Below are 20,495 nucleotides of genomic sequence, written 5' to 3' on the forward strand. Positions count from 1 at the left end.
CTCTTCCTCCGTTTGTTTGCTTCCTCGTTTCGTTAAAGTAACGGTGTGAAGAAGTATATGGGATCAAATCGTGGCAAAAACTCTTTTACGCAGCGGTAATCTGGATGATTTTCAGGCCGTTGGCGGCGGCGGACAGGCCGTTTTTGAATCAGCGTTACAAATCCGGGAAGCGCTTCGATTGCGCAAACAGCAGGCCATAGTGGACTGTCTGGCTATTCCTCAGGTCAACGACAGCGGCGACCGTGTGGACTGGTATTCCCCCGTTGAGGGAAGCGTCACCAGCTGGAAGGCGGCCAGTGAAGACGACCGCTATCGCGCCCTGCGCTATCTGGAAAACACGCTTGCCAGCGTTGAGTCGTTAAGCAAGAAATGCCTCCAGTCGCCCAAAACCGCGCAGCAGCTTTTCGGCTCGCTGCTGTCGAAAGCGTTTCAGTTTCCCGGCGAGAATTTTGTTTTCCTGGTCGCAGGAAAGCCGATTATTTGCTTCTGGGGTTTTGTAAACCTGAACGAAAATGCGCGCGACGATGTCCTCGACTGCCTGCGTGAAGCGTTGATCCCCGAGCCTGCCCCCGTTGTGATTGAAGAGCCCGAGCCAGAACCCGCGCCCGAACCGGCCATCACCTTTGAAAAAGCAGACGAGCCGCTGATTGCGCCCGTCGCCGCCGTGCGTATTACGCCGGAAGAACTGTATGAGCCGGAACCCGCGCCGGTTGTTGCGCAACCCGCTCAAGAACCTGCGCCTGTTGCCGTCACGAAAAAACGTCGCATTCCCCTGTGGACCCTGCCGGTTGCCGCCGTGATTGTGGCAGCCGTTGCCGCGCCGCTGCTGTGGCCAAAACAGGCCCCTTCGGCAGAGCCCGCTCCGGCACCGGCTCCTGAGCCCGTGGCTATTGCACCGCAGCCGATCAAAGCGGTAGAGCCGCTGGCTATGAATCTCCCCCTGCATCAGGCTGAGGTCGTCGCCAGTAAAGAAAAAGAACCCGCTCCTGCACCTGAAGCCGCACCGGTGGTAATTGTTCCGATCCCGAAAGATGCCATGGTGATGGAAGCCGGTCAGGTGAAAGCCGGGTCGACGCGCTTCCTGAACGGTACCTGGCGCGCGGTTCTCGACGTGAAAGATCCGGTCACCGGCAAGCCGCCGTCAATGCGCTATCAAATCCAGAATAATAAAGGTTTCGCCCGCGTCGTGCACGGCGACAACATTGTCTGCCGCGCGGAGATTTTCTCCGGGCTGCACAGCAATGGCGAGCTGATGATTAAAAGTCGCGGCAATGCTCGCTGCACCGACGGTTCCCGCTACCCGATGCCGGAAGTCGCCTGTAAAGCCGGGGCCAGCGATATCGCAGAATGTCGCGCTCGCTATGACGCCAACACCGTCGTCCCACTGACGTTCAAGAAAGCAGGTGCCTGATCCTATGCTGGTAAATCTTTGCGACTATAAACAAAGCGTCACGCTTATTGCCAATAGCGGCGTGCAGTTCCTGGATTTCGGCCTGACGCCGCAGGACACCGCCAGCAACGGGCGCTTCGTACGTAAAACCGCGAACGGCCCCCTTTTGCGACTCGATTTCGACCTGGTGAACGGGCGCTATACCCTGCCGGGGACGAACGGCGGTCAGCCTGAAGTGGTTAAACCGGAAACCACCATTCCGCTGCATCAGTCCCTTGCCGTGCTGGACGGCGTCTGGCTTCCCGTGCCGTTCCTGCGCTTCAATCCACCGCGAACCTTTGTGGAAGGACCGGATAACTGGGCGCGCGTTCAGGTGCGCAAGCTCGAGAAGCCCGACACGGCAGGCAACTCGCACCGCGTCACCCTCGCGCTCGACAGCCAGATCGCGGAGCATGCCGCTTCAGCCCTGTCGCCGGTTGAAAACGATATTCTGAACGGAACCCGCTTTGCGCTGGCGTGGCGTGATAGTGAGGTAGAAAGCTTCCTCGACCAGACCTGGATTGACGGCTGGCTGCGCGAGGCATTTACCCAGTATGCCGACGGCGTTGAAAACCGCTCTGAACGCGACCTGCATCAGGCGATGCGCAGTTTTGAATATCAGGCCCACTGGCTCAATGTACTGACCATGCTCGGTGAACAACTCACCGTGCCGGAAGTGAAATTTGTCACCCACACGCTCAGCACGCCTGCCATTCCGGTCGACCTGATCCTCGACGTGGGCAACACCCACACCTGCGGTGTCATTATCGAAGACCACGGTGATGCAAACGACGGGCTCCGGCAGACCGCCGAGCTGCAGGTTCGTTCGTTAAGCGAGCCGCAGTTCCTGAACGAGCCTCTCTTTACCAGCCGTCTTGAATTCTCCGAAGCGCGTTTTGGCAAACAGCACTTCTCGGTGGAAAGCGGTCGCGAAGATGCGTTTGTCTGGCCGTCGATTGTTCGCGTGGGCGATGAAGCCCGCAAGCTGGCGATGCAGCGCCTGGGAACCGAAGGTAACAGCGGCATCTCCAGCCCGCGCCGCTACCTGTGGGATGAAACGCCTGTCGTACAGGACTGGCGCTTTAGCCAGATGAACGGCAAAACCCAGCGTGAACCGCTCGCCACGGCGTTTCCGCTGATGAACCTGATGAACGATGACGGTGAGCCGCTGTTTACGCTGCCGCAGGACGAGCGGCTGCCGGTCTTTTCGCCGCAGTACAGCCGCAGCACGCTGATGACGCACATGCTGTGCGAGCTGCTGGCGCAGGCGCTGGGCCAGATCAACAGCGTCGCCACCCGCCTGCGCCTGGGCTTCCCGGCCTCGCCGCGCCAGCTGCGCACCCTGATCCTGACCCTGCCCTCGGCCATGCCGAAGCAGGAGCGCGAGATTTTCCGTCGCCGCATGTTTGAAGCCATTGCCATCGTCTGGAAAGCGATGGGCTGGCACCCACAGGATGAAGATTTTGCCACCCGCAAGCAGCAGGAAAAAAGCGTGGTGCCGGTCCCTGAGATCCAGATGGAGTGGGATGAAGCCAGCTGCGGTCAGCTGGTGTGGCTGTATAACGAAGCGATTTCCCGTTTTGGCGGCCAGACGGAAGCCTTTTTCGCCTCACTCGCCCGCACGGATCGTGAACCTGAGCCGGGCGTGCAGCCGGGCCGCGCATTACGCGTCGCGTCTATCGACATCGGCGGTGGCACCACGGATATGGCAATAACCCACTACCAGCTTGATGACGGCTCCGGTAATAACGTCAAAATCACCCCGCAACTGCTGTTCCGCGAAGGGTTCAAGGTGGCGGGCGACGATACCCTGCTGGACGTGATTCAGCGCTATGTCCTGCCCGCCCTGCAAACGCAGCTGCAGAAATCCGGCATTGCGGACGCCTCGCTGCTGATGGCGTCGCTGTTCGGCGACTCCGGGCGTATTGATACCCAGGCGGTACTGCGCCAGCAAACGGCGCTTCAGCTCTTTATGCCGATTGGCCACGCCATTCTTTCCGCGTGGGAAGCCAGCGACATTGACGATCCGCTGGCGGGCCTGCATGCCACCTTTGGCGAGCTCCTTGCGCAGAAACCAACCCGCAACGTGATGAACTATCTTCAGCAGGCAATCGATCATGCCCTGCCGGCGGGCTCAGAGGCGTTCGACCTGTTCGCCGTGCCGCTGCACGTGAACTTCCGCGAAATGCAGGATGCAATGCTGGCCGGTCAGTTTACGCTGACCTCGCCGCTTCACGCGGTGTGTGAAGCGATTTCCCATTACAGCTGCGATATTCTGCTCATCACCGGGCGCCCGGGCTGCCTGCCGGGCGTTCAGGCGCTGATTCGGCATCTGCAGCCGGTGCCGGTCAACCGCATCGTCTGGCTGGATAAATATCAGGTTCACGAGTGGTATCCCTTCAGCCAGCAGGGGCGCATAGGCAATCCGAAATCGACCGCCGCGGTGGGGGCCATGCTCTGCAGCCTGGCGCTCGATCTGCGTCTGCCGCGCTTTAACTTTAAGGCCGCGGACATTGGCGCCTATTCCACCGTGCGCTATCTGGGCGTGCTGGATAACACCGTCAATACCCTGCGCGAGGAAAACGTCTGGTATCAGGATATCGATCTCGATAAACCCGGCGCGAAGCTTGACGCGCGGCTGCACTTCCCGCTGCGCGGTAACGTCACCCTCGGCTTCCGCCAGCTGGCGAACGCGCGCTGGCCCGCCACGCCGCTTTATACGCTCAGCATCAACTCGGCTGAACTGGCAAAAGCGATTGCCGGCGACGGCGTGCTGAACGTGCGGCTTAAGCTCTGCGGCGGCAGCAAATTAGAGGGCCCTGAGTCCTTCGAGCTCAGCGATGCCTGGCTGCAGGACGGCACGCCGGTTGCGCCTGACGCGTTAACCTTCAAACTGAATACCCTGGCCGATCGCCGACACAGCGGTAGCCACTACTGGATCGACAGCGGGAGCGTATACCTGAAATGACAGCGACCACGACCACCACCCAGGCCTTGATCGGGTGGATTAATGAGACGCGCCTGACCGCCCCTGTGCTGGATAACGATGCTGATGCCCTGCTTGCTCGCATCAACGCGGCGCAGGCGCGGGAGCAAGCCATTGAACGCGCCCTGACCCGCCGGAGCAGCATTGGGCTTTACGGCCATTCTCAAAGCGCCAAAGCGCACCTGCTGCTGTCGCTGTGCGGCAGCGGTAACGGGCGCCTGAACGTGATGCCGGGCCAGCGCACCTTTGACTATTTTTCGCATATCAACCCAGGACATGCCCTGACCAACATGGCCGTGCGCTTCACCCGAGACACCCCGGAGGTAGCGGATGAGGCGTTTCCGCTGCGTCTGAGCCTGGTTTCCGAGGCCGAACTGGTACAGCTGTTTATTGCCCGCACGACGCTGCACCCGCAGATGCGCGCGGTGGATAAGGCGGTCATTGAGACGCGTCTGGAGAAATGGCGCGGCCTTCGCCAGCCGCAGAGCGTGCCCGGCATCACGGCGCAGGATGTGGGTGCGATTTCGCGTTTCTGGCAAAGCACGGTACCCGCCGCGAGACAGCAAATTGATGACGCCCTGTGGCATGAGTTTGCCCAGCTGGTGCCATCGCTCGATCTCAGCACCCGCGCCAGCGTCTGGTCGCTGCTGTGGGGCGAGCAACAGGAGTTAACCCAGCAGTGGCTGAAGCTTGCCCACGTGCTGCAACAGACCAGCCATGCGAGCGAGCTGGCTGCGCCGCTGAGCCTGCTGGTGGACAGCTTTGGTCTGCCTGGTGAAGGGTTCCTGACGCACGGCACCTTAACCCAGCAGGAAACTCAGGAGACGCTGCTTCACCCGCTGAACAACGGTGAAATGCTCAACGCCATCAGCATCCCGGTCGACGTGCTTGCCTTCCTAACCCGCGAGCTGGTCTTGCCGGTTGAGAATGGGGCGCTGGATAACGTTGATATCATTGATATTCCGGTCTTTGAAGACGGCAGTGCCGATCCTTTAGTACAGGCTAAATGCCAGTGGCTGCTTGAACATTACCGCCAGCAGCTCCAGCCGGATGTGCTGGTTATCTGCAACGCGACAGCGCGGCACGAGCAGACGGCCCAAAAAGCAAAAGTGTTAATTAACTGGATTAAAGAGACCCAGCCTACCGAGGAGTCTGCCCTGCCGGGGCTGGTGTGGGCGATCACCCCGCATGACGCTCGTTTCACTACCCGACAGAATCTCGATGAAGCCGTACAGCATCTGCTGGGCAAGCCAGGCCTGCGCTGGGGAACTCTGCAGGCGCTGGACAGCCACAGCATGCTGCGCGTTATTGAGTGGTTGTCTCAGGCGACGCTCCCCGCACAGCGGCAGAAGCGTCTTGGCACGCTGAAAAACCTGCTGCGGCAGGAGATCGCGTCGCTGATGCAAAGCTATCTGGCGCCGCTGGTTGAGGAACCGGGTACACGACGTGCTCAGGCCGAAAACATGGTGCGCACGCTGCAAAGCAGCGCCGCCCGTCACGGCGAGCTGCTTGAGGGCCTGCTGCCGCCGCTGAAAGCCTTTGAAACGCTGCTCGCCGTTCAGCAGCCGCGCGAGGAGCAGGTGAACGGGCTGTTCACGGACACCATCGATCTGTTCGCCGATAACGCCCAGGAAAGCGCAGGACGATTCCAGACAAAAGACAAAGCGCGCCTGGCGCACAGAGTATGGATAAATCATCTGCGCCAGTGGAGCCGCAATGAAGCTACCGCCGCCCGTCTTGGTCTGGAGCCCGCGGTGCTGCAGCAAATCGCGGATGTGCTGGTGGTAACCAGCTACCGGCTTAATCTCCCGCAACAGCTTCAGCGAATTGTCGACGCGGATAAAAGCAGCGCGGCGCAGCTGCATGCGGTGATAGGGAATTTCGTTGGCTGGCTGGGTTACGACCAGACCCCGTCAGCAGAACGCCCCGCAAGCCGCATTCGCAAAGGTCAGGCAATCTTTGTTACGCCCGTCGTCAGCAGTGCCGCACCACGCCTGACGCGTCTGGGGGAGCAGCCTGTTCATGCGGCCACCGCGTACGTTTACGACTGGCTGGTTGCCCTCTATAGCCGGGCAATCGAAAACATTAATTATCAGCACCCGCATGATGTTCAGCCTGACGCACGTCGGGCACTGCGGGCTTTAATCCTGTAGCGGCCTTTCTTGCCGGGTAGCGCTGCGCTTACCCGGCCTATATTCCGCAACGATAATCACGCCGCCATACACTCCGCTAAGGCCTGCGCCAGTGCCGACGGGTTTTCCCACGACATGGAGTGCCCCGCCGCAGGGATGATTTTGACCTCAACGCCCTTCAGCTTCAGATTATCCACATCGTCATCCGGCAGTGAGAGCTCACCAAAAATCAACGTCACCGGGCAAGGCAGCGACAGAAATTGCGCTTCCCAGTCCGGCTCAACACCCGCGACCAGGCTTGATGCGCCGCGCCAGACGGCATAGGGTGCATTGCTTTGCAGGCACCCGGCCCAGGCGGTGGTCTCTTTACGGAGCATGGCATTATAGCCCTGCGCCACAAACTGGTGTTCGGTTTGCGCCGCAATAACGCGGCTAAACATCCCCCCACCGGCGTGAAAATTGGGCTCCGACACCATCAGTCCCTTCACGCGCGGTGCCAGCAGCCCCGCCGTTTCTATAGCAATGCTGCCGCCCATGCTGTGACCGTATAACCAGAAGGCATCCAGCTGAAGATGGTCAATCAACTCCGCCACGACGCGCGCCTGTTCAGTCGTTTTATAGCTGTAATGTTCAGGCTTATCGCTGTAACCGCTGCCGGGTAAATCGATGAGAATAGCTCTGCGCCCGCCAAACTGAGGGTCTCGGACGACGCGAGGATATTCATAGGAAGAGGCGCAGCCCAATCCGTGGATAAAGACTACGGGATCGCCAGAGCCGGGCAAATCATGCCAGCGCACGGTGCAACCCGCATGCTGCGAGTAAAAACTGTTCATAAGCACTCCTTTTACGATGCACTGTGTATTTATACAGCCATCGTAACTGGAATGCTATGTTCATCTTTCGAAATTGGAAGGATGCTTCAGAAAAGAGAAATCAGCAGCGCAACGGGGAAACTCATCGGCCAGGTCGACCCGACCAGAAACGCGCTAAGCAGGCGGATGCGCTTGCGGTCTTTAGAAAGGAACCAGGTAATTAATGCACAGATGGAAGCCATCACTGCGTAAAAAACCAACATCTTTTGATACAACGTCATTCTGTATACCAGAGCCGAAAAAATAACCGCACGCAATATGCGTCATATGTTGATACAGATCAAGTTTTTTCATTACATAATAACCACTTAAATATTATGGCTAATAACAACTGAGTATTTTGTATTACAAAAAGGGGGAGCCACCCATTATCTTCATTGATAACATGCAAGTTAAATGCACTTTTTGATAAATCCTCTCTTCCGCATAGGCGTCTAATAAAGGCAGACATACATGGGAGGCAATATGCTACGCATTCCGCAAAGCTGTATACATACCCGCTCTACCCCTTTCTGGAATAAAGAAACCGCCCCCGCCGGGATCTTTCAGCGTCATCTCGACACGGGTACCCGTCCGGGCGTTTATCCCCGCCTGTCCGTTATGCAGGGTGCCGTCCGCTATCTGGGTTATGCTGATGAACATGCCCCTGAGCCTGACAGCACACTGATTATCAGGGCCGGCCACTTCGGTGTTTTTCCCCCTGAGAAATGGCATCACATCGAGGTGATGAGCGACGACACGCTGTTCAATATTGAATTTTTCGTCGAACCAGAGGTGTTGAAGTCGCTTTAAGCGGCTTTTATTTACGAGGTAACCTTTATGCTACGTATCCCTGAGAATTTTGTTCATACCCGCTCCACGCCATTCTGGAACAAAGACACCGCGCCAAAAGCCCTTTTCACCCACCATAATACGAAAGCCAGCGTATATGGCCGTTTGTCGGTGATGCAGGGTGCGGTGCACTATTTCGGTTTCCCGAACGCTGACGCGACCGAACCGGATCTGGAGCTGGTGATTGAAGCCGGATCGTTTGGCATCTCGCCGCCAGAGAAATGGCACCGCATCGAGCTATTGACCGACGATACCTATTTCAATATCGACTTTTTTGCCGATCCTGACGTTACGCTTCAGGGTGCGGGCATCGGCAAAGTGGTCAATACACATAAGGAGTAACCGCGTGGGTAAAGCAACGTACACAGTGACCGTGACCAACAACAGCAACGGCGTCTCGGTGGATTATGAAACAGAAGCTCCGATGGAGTTGCTCATCCCCGACGTCGCCGCAGACGTGGTAAAAGATCTGGTGAATACCGTCCGCGCTTACGACACGGAAAATGAGCACGAGGTGTGTGGCTGGTAAAGCAAACGCCCGGCGATGCAGACCGCCGGGCATGATTTTCTAGTGTTTAATCATAACGTGCCGGACAACCGTATAATCCTCAAGCCCGTACACCGACATATCCTTTCCATAGCCAGACAATTTCATGCCGCCGTGCGGCATTTCGCTCACCAGCATAAAGTGGGTATTGACCCAGGTGCAGCCGTACTGCAGGCGCGCGCTCAGGCGATGGGCGCGGCCCACGTCTTTCGTCCAGACCGACGAAGCCAGGCCGTACTGCGAATCGTTCGCCCAGGCCAGCACCTGCGCTTCATCGTCGAATTCGGTGACGCTCACCACCGGTCCAAACACTTCGCGCTGAACGATGGCATCGTCCTGTTTCGCCCCGGCCAGCAACGTTGGCTGGAAGTAGTAGCCCGCCCCCTCTTTTTTGCTCCCGCCCGTCACCACGCGGATATGGCCGAGGGCTTTCGCCTCGTCAACCGCCTGACAGACGCGTGAAAGATGGGCAGCCGAGCTGAGCGGACCGAGTTCAGTAGATTCATCCTCCGGGGCACCCATTTTGAGGCTGGCGACCGCGGCACCGAGCTTTTCCACCAGCTGGGCATAGATCCCCTTCTGGGCATAGATACGGCAGGCCGCCGTACAGTCCTGCCCGGCATTGTAGAAACCAAACGTCCGCACGCCTTCTACAACCGCATCCAGGTCGGCGTCATCGAACACGATAACCGGCGCTTTACCGCCCAGCTCCATGTGGGTGCGCTTAATGGAGGACGCCGTGTGGCCGATGATATGCTCCCCGGTGGCAATCGAACCGGTCAGCGACACCATGCGCACTTTTTCATGTCCGGTGAGCGGGTCGCCCACCGTTTTCCCGCGGCCAAACAGCACGTTGAGAACGCCAGCCGGGAAGATATCTTTCGCCAGCTCCGCCAGCTTTAACGCCGTTAGCGGCGTGATTTCAGACGGCTTGATGACCACACAGTTACCGGCCGCCAGCGCAGGCGCCAGCTTCCATGCCGCCATCATCAGCGGGTAATTCCACGGTGCGATAGAGGCAACCACGCCCACCGGGTCGCGGCGGATCATCGACGTGTGGCCGTCAAGATACTCACCCGCGGCCAGCCCGTTCAGGCAGCGGGCCGCCCCGGCGAAGAAACGGAAAACGTCGACCACTGCGGGAATTTCATCGCCCAGCGCACAGTGCAGCGGCTTGCCGCAGTTGAGGGATTCGAGCCGGGCAAACTCTTCGCCATGCGCTTCAATCGCATCCGCGAGCTTCAGCAGGCACTCGGCGCGGGTTTTCGGCGTCGTTTGTCCCCACTCAGCAAAAGCCCGGTCGGCGTCCTGAACCGCTGCGTCGACCTGTGCCGCTGACGCTTCAGCAATCTCCAGCAGCACCTCTCCGGTGGCCGGGTTATAGACCGGCTGTTTCTCTCCCTCTCCGGCAACCAGTTCACCCTTTATCAGCAGATGTGTTTGCATAGCATTGTCCTGTTCAAATCAATGTTATTTCCCGCCGCCGGCGATGTTCTCGCCGTCGCGGGTTAGCCACCAGGCTCCCAGAATGGGGATGGTTGTTACCAGCATCACCAGCAGTGCAACGACGTTGGTGACCGGCACGTCGCGCGGACGGCCTAGCTGATTGAGCAACCACAGCGGTAACGTGCGTTCGTGTCCCGCCGTAAAGGTTGTGACGATAATTTCGTCAAACGACAGGGCAAACGCCAGCATTCCCCCGGCCAGCAGCGCGGAGCCCAGGTTGGGCAGCACCACATAGCGGAAGGTTTGCCATCCGTCGGCCCCGAGATCCATCGACGCTTCCACCAGACTCCAGGAGGTGCGTCTGAACCGGGCAATCACGTTATTGAAGACCACCACCACGCAAAACGTGGCGTGCCCAACCACGATGGTGAAAAACCCCGGCTCAAGGTTGATTGTTTTGAACGCTGTCAGCAGCGCCAGGCCGGTGATGATCCCCGGCAACGCAATCGGCAGCAGCAGCAATAGCGAGATCGCGTTCTTGCCAAAAAACTCGCTTCGCCAGAGCGCCGCTGCAGCAAGCGTGCCAAGCACCAGGGCTATCGCGGTGGATAGCGCGGCAACCTGAAGTGACAACGTCACCGATTCAATGATATCGCCGCGCCCCGCCGCCGCAGTAAACCACTTCAGCGTCAGCCCCTGAGGCGGAAAGCTGTAGGCAGCATCTTCGGTATTAAAGGCATAGACTGCGATAATCAGCAGCGGGAAGTGCAGGAAGATGACGCCTCCCCACGCTGCCACTTTCAGGAACAGCGGTGCGCGTTCAGAGTGCATCGAATGCTCCCAGACGCTTCACGAACGCCAGATAAAGTGAAATCAGCACGATGGGAACCAGTGTGAACGCGGCGGCCATGGGCATATTGCCGATCGCCCCCTGCTGGGAGTAGACCATGTTACCGATGAAAAACCCCGGCGGCCCAACCAGCTGCGGTACGATGAAATCCCCCAGCGTCAGGGAAAAGGTGAAGATTGAGCCCGCGGCAATGCCCGGGATAGCCAGCGGCAGAACGACATAGCGGAAGGTCTGGCGCGGGCGCGCGCCGAGATCGGCTGAGGCCTGCAGCAGCGAAGCCGGCAGACGTTCCAGCGCCGCCTGAACGGGCAGGATCATAAACGGCAGCCAGATATAGACGAAGACCAGAAACCGCCCCAGCCCAGAGGTGGATAAGGTGTTGCCGCCTACCGCGGGTAGCGTAAGGATCGAGGTCAGGAGCGGCTCCAGCCCAAGGTGGTTGAGGAACCATTGTGCCACGCCGTCCTTCGCCAGCAGCAGCGTCCAGGCGTAGGCTTTGACGATGTAGCTCGCCCACATTGGCAGCATCACGGCGATATAGAAAAACGCTTTCCACTTGCCGCGGGTGTATCGCGCCATGTACCAGGCCATCGGGAACGCCAGAATTGCGCTGGCAATCGTCACCGCAATCGCCATCGTTAACGTGCGCAGGATGATGTCGTAGTTTGCCGGGTTGAAGAGCGCCAGTACGTTCGCCAGGGTCAGATCCGGCGTGACCGCCATGGTGAAATCGTCAAAGGTGTAAAACCCCTGCCACAAAAGGGTCAGCAGCGATCCTAAATAGACGATGCCAAACCACATCAGCGGTGCAAGCAGAAGCAGGAACAGTCCGAGCGACGGTTTACGCCAGAACAGTGACGTAATGCGGCTTATGCGGCCGCGCGGGGCGGGAGGGTGCGCGACACTCATAGCCATTTCACCTCTCCTCCTGCAGGCGAATCATCGCCTCGCGCGACCACGACGCCGTGACGGCCTGCCCCGGCGCAATGCCGCTTAGCGGCGAGAAATCGCTGAGATTGGCCTGGCTCACCAGCAGTTTGGCACCGTCGGCGAGCCTGAGCTCAAGGCGCGTGGCAGCCCCCTGATACTGAACGGCCTGGACGACGCCCTGCACCTGAACCTCACCGCCCTCATTCAGGCGGATATGTTCCGGACGCAGGGAATAGCTGCCCTCCATGCCGCAGACTTTATGCGCAAGGCCTGCATCGAAGACGTTCGAGGTGCCGACAAAACCGGCGACAAACGGCGTGCGCGGGCGCATGTAGAGATCGCGCGGGGTATCGACCTGCTCGATGCGCCCATTATTGAACACCGCCACCCGGTCCGACATGGAGAGGGCTTCACCCTGATCGTGGGTGACGAAAATAAAGGTGATGCCGAGTTCCTGCTGAAGTTTCTTCAGCTCGAACTGCATCTGCTCCCGCAGCTTGAGATCGAGCGCGCCTAACGGCTCGTCGAGCAGCAGGACGCGCGGTTCATTCACCAGCGCCCGCGCGATGGCCACACGCTGGCGCTGGCCTCCGGAAAGCTGCGAAGGCTTGCGGGCGACGGCAAAGCTTAAGCCCACTTTTTCCAGCGCGTCGCGAGCCTGCGCGTGGCGCTTTTTCTTGTCGACGCCTTTCACCATCAGCCCGTAGGCGACGTTATCGAGGATCGACATATGCGGGAACAGCGCGTAATCCTGGAATACGGTGTTCACGTCCCGCTCCCACGGCGGCAGCGCGCTCGCCTCTTTGCCAAAGATAGATATCGTGCCGCCAGACAGCTGCTCAAAGCCGGCAATCAGACGCAGGCAGGTGGTTTTGCCGGAGCCCGAAGGCCCCAGCATGGAGAAGAATTCTCCGTCACGAACGGCAATGGTGACCCCATCCACCGCCCGCACGTCGCCGTACAGACGGGAAACGTCATTAAACTCTACCGCGTACGTCATGTTCTGCTCCCGGATGATTAACGGCCACCCATGATGGCGATGTAATCCTGCGTCCAGCGGCTGTAAGGCACATATTTTCCGCCTTCTGCGATGGGGGTTTTCCAGAACATGATTTTGTCAAAATAGTTATAGCCGTTGGTTTCACAGCCCTTGTCACCCAGCAGCGTGCTGGCCTTACACCCTTCAGGCACGACGGGCAGCGAGCCAAACCATGCCGCCAGATCGCCCTGCACTTTCGGCGTGAGCGACCAGTTCATCCACTTGTAGGCGCACATCGGGTGTTTTGCCTGCGCATGCAGCATGGTGGTATCCGCCCAGCCGGTCACCCCCTCTTTCGGGAAGACGGTGGCAACGGGCTGGTTCTCGCCCTTCAGGGCATTAGCCTGATACGGCCAGGCGCTGGAGGCCACGACGCCTTCATTTTTGAAGTCGCTCATCTGGACGGTGGTATCATGCCAGTAGCGGTGGATCAGGGCATGCTGGTCGCGAAGTACTTTGAGCACGGCGGCATACTGTTCTTCAGTGAGCTGATACGGGTCGCTAATACCCAGCTGCGGCTGAGTGGCTTTGACGAACAGCGCCGCATCGGCGATATAAATCGGACCGTCGTACGCCTGCACGCGTCCCTGATTGGTTTTGCCGTCCGGCAGATCCTGCTTCGTAAAGACCACGCTCCAGCTGTCCGGCGGCGTCGGGAAGGTTTTGGTGTTGTACATCAAAAGATTGGGCCCCCACTGATACGGCGTGCCGTAGACCTTGCCGCCCACGTTAAACCACTCGCCCTTCACGATGCGCGGGTCAAGGGTTTTCCAGTTGGGGATCAGTTCCGGGTTAATCGGCTGAACGCGTTTTCCCATAATCAGGCGGAGCGAGGCATCCCCTGACGCGGTGACAAGGTCGTAACCTCCCTTCGCCATCAGGCTGACCATTTCATCGGACGTGGCCGCCGTTTTAACGTTGACCGCGCAGCCGGTCTCTTTTTCAAACTGGGTAACCCAGTCATAATTTTTATCCGTCTGTCCGCGTTCGATGTACCCCGGCCAGGCGATAATATCCAGTCGGCCTTCCCCGTCGCCAATGGCCTTTGGTGGTTCTGCGGCTTGCACGGTCATGATAGTCATGCCGAGCGCGCACAGGCTGCTGCGGGCAAATTTTTTGCTCATAAGAGTTACTCCTGTCGCAATGAAATTTAGCGGCAGCCGTGCCGTAAAAATATCTCCCTTATTAAACGTAGACCGCGCAAATGCGCCGCACAGTTCGGCTTAAGGAATTTTCATCAAGGTGTGACCGAGGACGCATTCCCCGTTAACTGGATTATAGACAAGGAGTTAGCCGCGGAAGCCGGTATGCAGATTTCATATGATACGGCACCGCAAAATATTTGCCGTGCCGTCGTCAGGATAAGAAATGATTATTTAAATAAAGGGGAAAAGTTATTCCATCATTGTGCTAATTAATTTACCTAACTGAAGGGCCGCCTGCTCTTCCCGCTCGCCCCACGCCCAGGAGGTATTAAACCGGAAGAACGGCGTCCACGCGTCAGAGGTGGAAAACATCTTTCCGGGCGCAATGCTGATGTGGTGCGTTAAGGCCTTTTCGCTCAGCAGCCCCGCGTCCAGCTGCGCAGGTAGCTCCAGCCATAAAAAGTAGCCACTGTCGTTGTGGTGGATTTTGACACCGGCGGGCATATGGCGCAGAAGCGACTGCCACGCCTGTTGTTTTCGCTCGGCGAGGGTTCGTCGCAGACGGCGCAGATGGGCGTCGTAGCGTTTTGTCGCCAGGTAGTCCACCAGCGCCAGCTGCATGGGAGAACTGGTTGAAAGCGTGCTCATCAGCTGCAGCTGCTGAATGCGGCGCGCGTGTTTTCCTGCCGCCACCCAGCCGATGCGAAACCCCGCCACCAGGCATTTTGAAAATGAAGAGCAGTGAAGCGTCATATCTACCCGATCCCAGGCTTTGGCCGGAAGCGGTTTTTCGCGACCAAAATAGAGCTCGCTGTAGACATCGTCCTCGATCAAGGTGACGTTGTGTTCCGTCAGGAGCGCGACCAGACGCGCTTTTTTTTCCGCACTTAGCGTAAAGCCAAGCGGGTTTTGGCCGTTGGTCATGAGCCAGCAGGCTTTTACGGGGTAGTCGTTCAGCGCCTGCTCCAGCGCATTCAGATCGATACCCTCCCGGACGTCTGTGGCGACCGACAGCGCTTTTAGCTTCAGACGCTCCAGCGCCTGCAGCGCGCCGTAAAAACACGGGTTTTCAACAATCACCCAGTCTCCTGGCTCCGTCACCGCCTGCAAACTCAGGTTGAGGGCCTCAAGGGCGCCTGCGGTAATGACGATCTCGTCCGGCGAGATGTTCATCCCCTGCTGCGCATAACGGCGCGCAATGGCGTGACGGAGTTCAGCGTTACCGGGCGGCAGGTTCTCAATCACACTCATTGCGGTAGCGGTTTTACTGACGTTTGCCAGCGAGCGGTTGAGCTGCTGAAGCGGGAAAAGCCGGGGGTCGGGAAACGCGGAGGCGAAAGGAACAACGGACGGATCGCGGCTGGCCTGTAAGACCTCGAAGATATAGGTGTTGATATCTACCGCTTCATCACGCATTACCTGGGCAGGCGGCGCAGGCTGTTGTGCGGTCGGGCGCGAGGCAACGTAATAGCCCGACTGCGGCCTGGCGACAATGCGCCCCTGACTTTCCAGCATCTGATAAGCGTGGCCAACGGTCATAAAGCTCATGCCGCTGCTTGCCACCTGCTCTCGCAGGGAAGGCAGCTTATCGCCCGGCAGCCAAACGCCAAGCTCAATCTGCGAGATAATTTGTTGCGCCAGACGCTGGTATTTTTTCATCAGATTCTCCTTATTGCCGACAGTGTATATCAGCAGGAGAAAAAGAGAAGTTTTTGCTAACTGTTATAGTTTAAGTAAAAATTACTTACGGTACTCGGTAACGTGGCTTTGCGCCTGACGCGCAGCGGCCAGGTGATCGAGCGTGATCATTGACGATTTGCAAAAGATGCATTTCGCACCGAGCGGGTTTTTCTCAGATACATCAAAGACTGAGGTACGGTACTGCGAGCCATGACAGCATGGGCAGCGGAAATGGATATAAGAAGTCATAGGATTCTCCTGTGAACGTAAAAACGTAAATTACTCATGAGCCGATCAGGCAATAATGGTTTTAAACAAAACTAATCGGAATGTAGATAAAGACCCAAGAGAGGCTGCGGAGAGGCACAACGTGATGAGAACTGCTTTATGAAACTACGTCAGATATTTTTTTGGACTCAAAACCAGAAGACCATTAACGCACGGCAATGATGACAAAGCAAGCGGTTTAATGCCTAAAATTCATAAAAATAGTGTTTTTATTCAGAAACGCTAAATGCGGCACAAAATATTAGCGGGACCAATCTCAAGAAAAAAATTTATAAATCAATGAAATATAAATATTTTGCATGGCATTTTTTGTCTAATCACCATAACACATTGAGAGTATTAACATTCATTCGGTATACGAACTGTGAAAGAAAAAGGAGTTTAAGATGGCCATTCCAGCATACCTGTGGCTAAAAGACGACGGTGGAGCAGATATCAAAGGCGCTGTCGATGTACAAGATCGTGAGGGCAGTATCGAGGTGTTGGGATTTAGTCATGGCCTGCATCTACCAACAGATAACATGACGGGGAAAATTACTGGTACTCGTATTCATTCAGCTCTCCTTTTTGAGAAGGAATTCGACAGATCAAGTCCCTATCACTACAAAGCCGTTGCAAAAGGTCAGACGCTGAAAGGGGCTGAATTTAAATGGTATAAGATCAACGATTCCGGGCAGGAAGTTGAATACTTCAATATGCAGCTAGAAAATGTCAAAGTCGTCTCTATATGTCCACTCATGCATGACATTAAAAACCCGGCAACGGAGAAGCATAACCATCTGGAAAGTATCTCCCTGCGTTACGAAAAAATAACCTGGAAACACTGTGACGGTAATATTATTTTTTCTGACGAGTGGAAATACAGATGATTCGGTGCACTTTTCATTTGAACGGCTATCAGCTTTCCACTTTGAGTTGCCCCGGCTTAGGCTTTTTCCCCGCATATTCTGGAAATTCCGGGCATAACAGAAATAACCCTAATGCCGTTGCGACTCCTGAGGTGGGCCCCTTACCCCCAGGACTCTATTATATCGTGACACGTCCACGAGGCGGTTTTGGTACTCACTGGCATGACGCAATTAAAGGGTTAGAAAGCGGATCAAACCGTGACTTTTGGTTTGCTCTTTACCGCCACGATACTCACATTGACGACAGAACTTTTATCAATAACGTTGAGCGTGGTTCTTTCCGGTTACACCCGGCGGGACAATCTGGGATTAGCAATGGATGTATTACGTTGCCAAATCACTCCCATTACAGAATTCTGATGCATGGTCTACTGGCATCCGGCACGTTTAAAGTTACTGCTGGGTTAGATGCACTTGGAACAATACAGGTATATTGATGAATGCAAAAAAGCATACCCTGACCTGGGTTGTTGAAACATTGATGCTGTTTGTTATTTACTCACTTGTATGTTACTTCATGCCTGATGTATTACTTTATCATCTCTTCACCAGACATTTTGGCTTTATGACTGAACTTGAATGGAGTGAAAGCTATACACTGTTGCTTTTTATCTTCTCATTTTTGCTGAATGCCATGTTGATTTACCTCTGGGCATTACGAAAATGAACCTCCCTTGGGCAGAAATGTTGTCGCCCAGCAATATAAAGCAAAGGCAGGCAAGAAAACTGTTATAGATAAATAACCCAGGTCTGTCTCTGCAACCCAGCGCTGGCGCGGCTTAGAATGGCATCGACATAATTACATCGCGGAGTATTGCATGTTTGGTTTAGATGCTTTTCACCTTGCGCGGATACAGTTTGCCTTTACCGTATCCTTTCACATTATTTTCCCGGCCATCACCATCGGCCTGGCCAGCTATCTTGCCGTGCTCGAAGGGCTGTGGCTGAAAACAAAAAATCCGGTCTGGCGCTCGCTGTACCATTTCTGGTCGAAGATTTTCGCCGTCAATTTTGGCATGGGCGTGGTCTCCGGGCTGGTGATGGCCTACCAGTTTGGCACCAACTGGAGCGGCTTTTCGCAGTTTGCAGGCAGCATTACCGGCCCGCTGCTGACCTATGAAGTGCTTACCGCCTTCTTCCTCGAAGCCGGGTTCCTCGGCGTGATGCTGTTCGGCTGGAATAAAGTGGGGCCAGGGCTGCACTTCTTCTCCACCTGCATGGTGGCGCTGGGCACCATTATCTCAACCTTCTGGATCCTCTCCTCGAACAGCTGGATGCAGACCCCGCAAGGCTACGAGATCGTCAACGGTCAGGTGGTACCGGTGGACTGGTTCGCCGTGGTATTTAACCCCTCCTTCCCCTACCGCCTGCTGCATATGTCGATTGCGGCATTCCTGAGTAGCGCCCTGTTTGTCGGTGCATCCGCGGCATGGCATCTGCTGCGCGGGAATAATACCCCTGCCATTCGGGCGATGTTTTCGATGGCGCTGTGGATGACGCTGATTGTTGCCCCCATCCAGGCCCTGGTTGGCGATATGCACGGGTTGAACACCTTAAAGCATCAGCCGGCCAAGATTGCCGCTATTGAAGGCCATTGGGAAAATCCGCCGGGCGAGCCTACCCCACTGCTGCTGTTTGGCTGGCCTGACATGGAGCAGGAACGCACCCGCTTTGGACTGGCGATCCCGGCGCTGGGTAGCCTCATCCTGACGCACAGCCTGGATAAACAGGTCCCTGCGCTAAAAGAGTTTCCAAAAGAAGACCGTCCTAATTCCACCATCGTCTTCTGGTCGTTCCGCATTATGGCGGGCTTAGGGATGCTGATGCTGCTACTTGGGGTAGTGGCGCTTTGGCTGCGTTATAAAAAGCGGGTTTATTCTTCGCGTCCGTTCCTGTGGTTTGCCCTGCTGATGGGGCCATCCGGGCTGATTGCCATTCTGGCCGGATGGGTCACCACCGAAGTCGGCCGCCAGCCGTGGGTGGTCTACGGACTCCAGCGAACAAAGGATGCGGTTTCAGCCCATGGTGACCTGCATATGAGCGTGAGCCTGCTGGCCTTCTTCGTCGTCTATAGCTCGGTATTTGGTGTGGGCTACAGCTATATGGTGCGCCTCATCCGAAAAGGCCCGCAGCCGCATGAATCGTTCGCCACCGAGTCCGATGGACGCCCGGCGCGCCCGCTTTCTGCCGTCACAGCTGAACATAAGGAGCAGCCATAATGGGTATCGATCTTTCCATTATCTGGTTTGTCATCATCGTCTTTGCCACGCTGATGTATATCGTCATGGACGGGTTTGATCTGGGAATCGGTATTCTGTTCCCGGCAACACAAAACGCCGACGATCGCGACGTGATGGTCAACAGCGTTGCACCGGTCTGGGACGGCAATGAGACCTGGTTGGTGCTAGGTGGTGCCGCCCTGTTCGGTGCATTCCCACTGGCCTATGCGGTGATTGTTGATGCTCTGACCATTCCGCTGACGTTAATGCTGATCGGACTTATATTCCGCGGCGTGGCGTTTGAATTTCGCTTTAAAGCCACGCCGGCCCACCGTCCTTTCTGGGATAAGGCGTTTATTGGCGGTTCCGTTCTGGCGACCTTTACCCAGGGGGTGACGGTAGGTGCCGTCATTAACGGCTTTAGCGTCACTGGCAGAACGTATACCGGCGGACCGTTTGACTGGTTTACCGCGTTTAACTTGTTCTGCGGCGCGGGTCTGGTGGTGGCCTACGCGCTGTTAGGCTCAACCTGGCTGGTGATGAAAAGCGAAAATGCGCTGCAGCAGCGGATGCGTGAGGTGTCGAAAACGCTGTTAATCGTGCTGCTGGCGTTTATCGCAGCGATCAGCCTCTGGACGCCGCTGGCGCACCCGGCCATCGCGGCGCGCTGGTTTACGCTGCCGAATCTGTTTTATCTGCTGCCAGTCCCTGCCCTGGTCGTCATGTTTAGCTTCTACCAGTGGCGCTGCCTGAGTAATCCTGACAGCCATGCTCGACCGTTTATTCTGACGCTGGGGCTAATATTTCTCGGCTTTAGCGGGCTTGGGATCAGCATCTGGCCGCATATCATACCGCCGTCGATCACCCTGTGGCAGGCCGCCGCGCCGACGCAAAGCCAGGGCTTTATGCTGGTGGGCGCGCTGTTGATCATTCCCGTTATTCTGGTCTACACCTTCTGGAGCTACTACGTATTTCGCGGCAAAGTTCAGCCTGGGGAGGGTTATCACTGATGCAACAACCTGTCTGGAAAAGATTGCTGTGGCTGGCCATTATCTGGGGCGGCAGCGTTCTTGCGCTGGCAGCAGTCAGCATGCTCTTTCGCATGCTGATGACGGCTGCCGGGTTTAAATCGCATTAAACTTCATTCCGGGCAGCCCTGCGCTGCCCGGCACCACCCCGCACTTTCAGATAAA

At 56.8% G+C, this 20,495-nt stretch carries 20 protein-coding genes; 11 read left to right on the forward strand and 9 right to left on the reverse strand.

Annotated elements, in window-relative coordinates; all coding sequences use genetic code 11:
* Window positions 1–70 precede the first annotated feature (70 nt).
* From OKF39_RS12950 to OKF39_RS12960, 3 genes are read left to right on the forward strand one after another with little or no spacing between them, the layout of a single operon-like run.
* The gene (locus OKF39_RS12950; protein ID WP_309264112.1) at window positions 71–1,411 is read left to right on the forward strand and encodes an SrfA family protein; all 1,341 of its coding nucleotides are present in this window, start codon (window positions 71–73) and stop codon (window positions 1,409–1,411) included.
* A gap of 4 nt (window positions 1,412–1,415) precedes the next feature.
* Window positions 1,416–4,397 carry a virulence factor SrfB gene (locus OKF39_RS12955; RefSeq protein WP_479983017.1) on the forward strand — a complete coding sequence of 994 codons (2,982 nt, stop codon included), beginning with the start codon at window positions 1,416–1,418 and terminating at the stop codon, window positions 4,395–4,397.
* Complete coding sequence (locus tag OKF39_RS12960) at window positions 4,394–6,568, forward strand: virulence factor SrfC family protein (protein ID WP_479983018.1); 2,175 nt, start codon at window positions 4,394–4,396, stop codon at window positions 6,566–6,568. The genes OKF39_RS12955 and OKF39_RS12960 overlap by 4 nt, the downstream gene beginning before the upstream one ends.
* Before the next feature lie 56 nt (window positions 6,569–6,624).
* Here the strand turns inward: OKF39_RS12960 and OKF39_RS12965 are convergent, their stop codons facing one another.
* The gene (locus tag OKF39_RS12965) at window positions 6,625–7,380 is read right to left on the reverse strand and encodes an alpha/beta fold hydrolase (RefSeq protein WP_479983019.1); all 756 of its coding nucleotides are present in this window, start codon (window positions 7,378–7,380) and stop codon (window positions 6,625–6,627) included.
* 86 nt (window positions 7,381–7,466) lie between these two features.
* Window positions 7,467–7,640, reverse strand: a complete 174-nt coding sequence (locus tag OKF39_RS12970) for a GhoT/OrtT family toxin (protein WP_014883956.1) — start codon at window positions 7,638–7,640, stop codon at window positions 7,467–7,469.
* Window positions 7,641–7,884: 244 nt separating this feature from the next.
* On the opposite strand from OKF39_RS12970, the gene OKF39_RS12975 reads away from it, so the two are divergent.
* The 3 genes from OKF39_RS12975 to OKF39_RS12985 are packed head-to-tail and all read left to right on the forward strand — an operon-like array spanning window position 7,885 to window position 8,779.
* The gene (locus tag OKF39_RS12975; protein WP_041912006.1) at window positions 7,885–8,211 is read left to right on the forward strand and encodes a TehB family protein; all 327 of its coding nucleotides are present in this window, start codon (window positions 7,885–7,887) and stop codon (window positions 8,209–8,211) included.
* A gap of 27 nt (window positions 8,212–8,238) precedes the next feature.
* Entirely contained in the window at window positions 8,239–8,592 is a 354-nt protein-coding gene (locus OKF39_RS12980) for a TehB family protein (RefSeq protein WP_126818138.1), read from the forward strand.
* A 4-nt stretch (window positions 8,593–8,596) separates the two neighbouring features.
* Complete coding sequence (locus tag OKF39_RS12985) at window positions 8,597–8,779, forward strand: DUF1869 domain-containing protein (RefSeq protein WP_003856955.1); 183 nt, start codon at window positions 8,597–8,599, stop codon at window positions 8,777–8,779.
* Window positions 8,780–8,818: 39 nt separating this feature from the next.
* Here OKF39_RS12985 and patD read toward each other — a convergent pair whose 3' ends face one another.
* The 7 genes from patD to ymcF form a co-directional block, all read right to left on the reverse strand.
* Window positions 8,819–10,243 (reverse strand): aminobutyraldehyde dehydrogenase, encoded by a 1,425-nt coding sequence (gene patD, locus OKF39_RS12990; protein ID WP_479983020.1) that lies wholly within the window; start codon window positions 10,241–10,243, stop codon window positions 8,819–8,821.
* Between the two features lie 24 nt (window positions 10,244–10,267).
* Window positions 10,268–11,074, reverse strand: coding sequence for an ABC transporter permease (locus OKF39_RS12995; protein ID WP_041909768.1), 807 nt, complete (start codon window positions 11,072–11,074; stop codon window positions 10,268–10,270).
* Window positions 11,064–12,008 (reverse strand): ABC transporter permease, encoded by a 945-nt coding sequence (locus OKF39_RS13000; protein ID WP_028013305.1) that lies wholly within the window; start codon window positions 12,006–12,008, stop codon window positions 11,064–11,066. Before OKF39_RS13000 ends, OKF39_RS12995 begins: the two co-directional genes overlap by 11 nt.
* Before the next feature lies 1 nt (window position 12,009).
* The gene (locus tag OKF39_RS13005) at window positions 12,010–13,023 is read right to left on the reverse strand and encodes an ABC transporter ATP-binding protein (protein WP_028013306.1); all 1,014 of its coding nucleotides are present in this window, start codon (window positions 13,021–13,023) and stop codon (window positions 12,010–12,012) included.
* Between the two features lie 17 nt (window positions 13,024–13,040).
* Complete coding sequence (gene ydcS / locus OKF39_RS13010; RefSeq protein WP_041909761.1) at window positions 13,041–14,186, reverse strand: putative ABC transporter substrate-binding protein YdcS; 1,146 nt, start codon at window positions 14,184–14,186, stop codon at window positions 13,041–13,043.
* Window positions 14,187–14,456: 270 nt separating this feature from the next.
* Window positions 14,457–15,866 carry an aminotransferase-like domain-containing protein gene (locus OKF39_RS13015; RefSeq protein ID WP_069732880.1) on the reverse strand — a complete coding sequence of 470 codons (1,410 nt, stop codon included), beginning with the start codon at window positions 15,864–15,866 and terminating at the stop codon, window positions 14,457–14,459.
* An 81-nt stretch (window positions 15,867–15,947) separates the two neighbouring features.
* A complete protein-coding gene (gene ymcF, locus OKF39_RS13020) occupies window positions 15,948–16,136 on the reverse strand; it encodes a cold shock small protein YmcF (RefSeq protein ID WP_028013309.1) in 189 nt (62 codons plus the stop codon).
* A 425-nt stretch (window positions 16,137–16,561) separates the two neighbouring features.
* Here ymcF and OKF39_RS13025 point away from each other — a divergent pair, with 425 nt between their 5' ends.
* The 5 genes from OKF39_RS13025 to OKF39_RS13045 all read left to right on the forward strand — a co-directional run bounded on the left by OKF39_RS13025 (window position 16,562) and on the right by OKF39_RS13045 (window position 20,440).
* Window positions 16,562–17,044: an Hcp family type VI secretion system effector gene (locus OKF39_RS13025; protein ID WP_479983021.1), complete on the forward strand. Its 483-nt coding sequence runs from the start codon at window positions 16,562–16,564 to the stop codon at window positions 17,042–17,044.
* On the forward strand, window positions 17,041–17,520 hold the full coding sequence (locus OKF39_RS13030) for a DUF2778 domain-containing protein (protein ID WP_072058755.1): 480 nt from the start codon (window positions 17,041–17,043) through the stop codon (window positions 17,518–17,520). Before OKF39_RS13025 ends, OKF39_RS13030 begins: the two co-directional genes overlap by 4 nt.
* Before the next feature lie 381 nt (window positions 17,521–17,901).
* Window positions 17,902–19,302 carry a cytochrome ubiquinol oxidase subunit I gene (locus OKF39_RS13035; protein ID WP_309264118.1) on the forward strand — a complete coding sequence of 467 codons (1,401 nt, stop codon included), beginning with the start codon at window positions 17,902–17,904 and terminating at the stop codon, window positions 19,300–19,302.
* Entirely contained in the window at window positions 19,302–20,312 is a 1,011-nt protein-coding gene (gene cydB / locus OKF39_RS13040; protein ID WP_045630504.1) for a cytochrome d ubiquinol oxidase subunit II, read from the forward strand. The genes OKF39_RS13035 and cydB overlap by 1 nt, the downstream gene beginning before the upstream one ends.
* Entirely contained in the window at window positions 20,312–20,440 is a 129-nt protein-coding gene (locus OKF39_RS13045; protein ID WP_008501283.1) for a DUF2474 domain-containing protein, read from the forward strand. Before cydB ends, OKF39_RS13045 begins: the two co-directional genes overlap by 1 nt.
* Window positions 20,441–20,495 lie beyond the last annotated feature (55 nt).

The organism is Enterobacter cloacae complex sp. HYC042_NIDB (assembly GCF_056673315.1).

What these genes read in the sequence shown, in the direction of transcription:
- OKF39_RS12955 (WP_479983017.1), top strand. Translation starts at nt 1,416, where the DNA reads ATGCTGGTAAATCTTTGCGACTATAAACAAAGCGTCACGCTTATTGCC.
- OKF39_RS12960 (WP_479983018.1), top strand. Translation starts at nt 4,394, where the DNA reads ATGACAGCGACCACGACCACCACCCAGGCCTTGATCGGGTGGATTAAT.
- OKF39_RS12965 (WP_479983019.1), bottom strand. Translation starts at nt 7,380, where the DNA reads ATGAACAGTTTTTACTCGCAGCATGCGGGTTGCACCGTGCGCTGGCAT.
- OKF39_RS12970 (WP_014883956.1), bottom strand. Translation starts at nt 7,640, where the DNA reads ATGACGTTGTATCAAAAGATGTTGGTTTTTTACGCAGTGATGGCTTCC.
- OKF39_RS12975 (WP_041912006.1), top strand. Translation starts at nt 7,885, where the DNA reads ATGCTACGCATTCCGCAAAGCTGTATACATACCCGCTCTACCCCTTTC.
- OKF39_RS12980 (WP_126818138.1), top strand. Translation starts at nt 8,239, where the DNA reads ATGCTACGTATCCCTGAGAATTTTGTTCATACCCGCTCCACGCCATTC.
- patD (WP_479983020.1), bottom strand. Translation starts at nt 10,243, where the DNA reads ATGCAAACACATCTGCTGATAAAGGGTGAACTGGTTGCCGGAGAGGGA.
- OKF39_RS12995 (WP_041909768.1), bottom strand. Translation starts at nt 11,074, where the DNA reads ATGCACTCTGAACGCGCACCGCTGTTCCTGAAAGTGGCAGCGTGGGGA.
- OKF39_RS13000 (WP_028013305.1), bottom strand. Translation starts at nt 12,008, where the DNA reads ATGGCTATGAGTGTCGCGCACCCTCCCGCCCCGCGCGGCCGCATAAGC.
- OKF39_RS13005 (WP_028013306.1), bottom strand. Translation starts at nt 13,023, where the DNA reads ATGACGTACGCGGTAGAGTTTAATGACGTTTCCCGTCTGTACGGCGAC.
- ydcS (WP_041909761.1), bottom strand. Translation starts at nt 14,186, where the DNA reads ATGAGCAAAAAATTTGCCCGCAGCAGCCTGTGCGCGCTCGGCATGACT.
- OKF39_RS13015 (WP_069732880.1), bottom strand. Translation starts at nt 15,866, where the DNA reads ATGAAAAAATACCAGCGTCTGGCGCAACAAATTATCTCGCAGATTGAG.
- ymcF (WP_028013309.1), bottom strand. Translation starts at nt 16,136, where the DNA reads ATGACTTCTTATATCCATTTCCGCTGCCCATGCTGTCATGGCTCGCAG.
- OKF39_RS13025 (WP_479983021.1), top strand. Translation starts at nt 16,562, where the DNA reads ATGGCCATTCCAGCATACCTGTGGCTAAAAGACGACGGTGGAGCAGAT.
- OKF39_RS13030 (WP_072058755.1), top strand. Translation starts at nt 17,041, where the DNA reads ATGATTCGGTGCACTTTTCATTTGAACGGCTATCAGCTTTCCACTTTG.
- OKF39_RS13035 (WP_309264118.1), top strand. Translation starts at nt 17,902, where the DNA reads ATGTTTGGTTTAGATGCTTTTCACCTTGCGCGGATACAGTTTGCCTTT.
- cydB (WP_045630504.1), top strand. Translation starts at nt 19,302, where the DNA reads ATGGGTATCGATCTTTCCATTATCTGGTTTGTCATCATCGTCTTTGCC.
- OKF39_RS13045 (WP_008501283.1), top strand. Translation starts at nt 20,312, where the DNA reads ATGCAACAACCTGTCTGGAAAAGATTGCTGTGGCTGGCCATTATCTGG.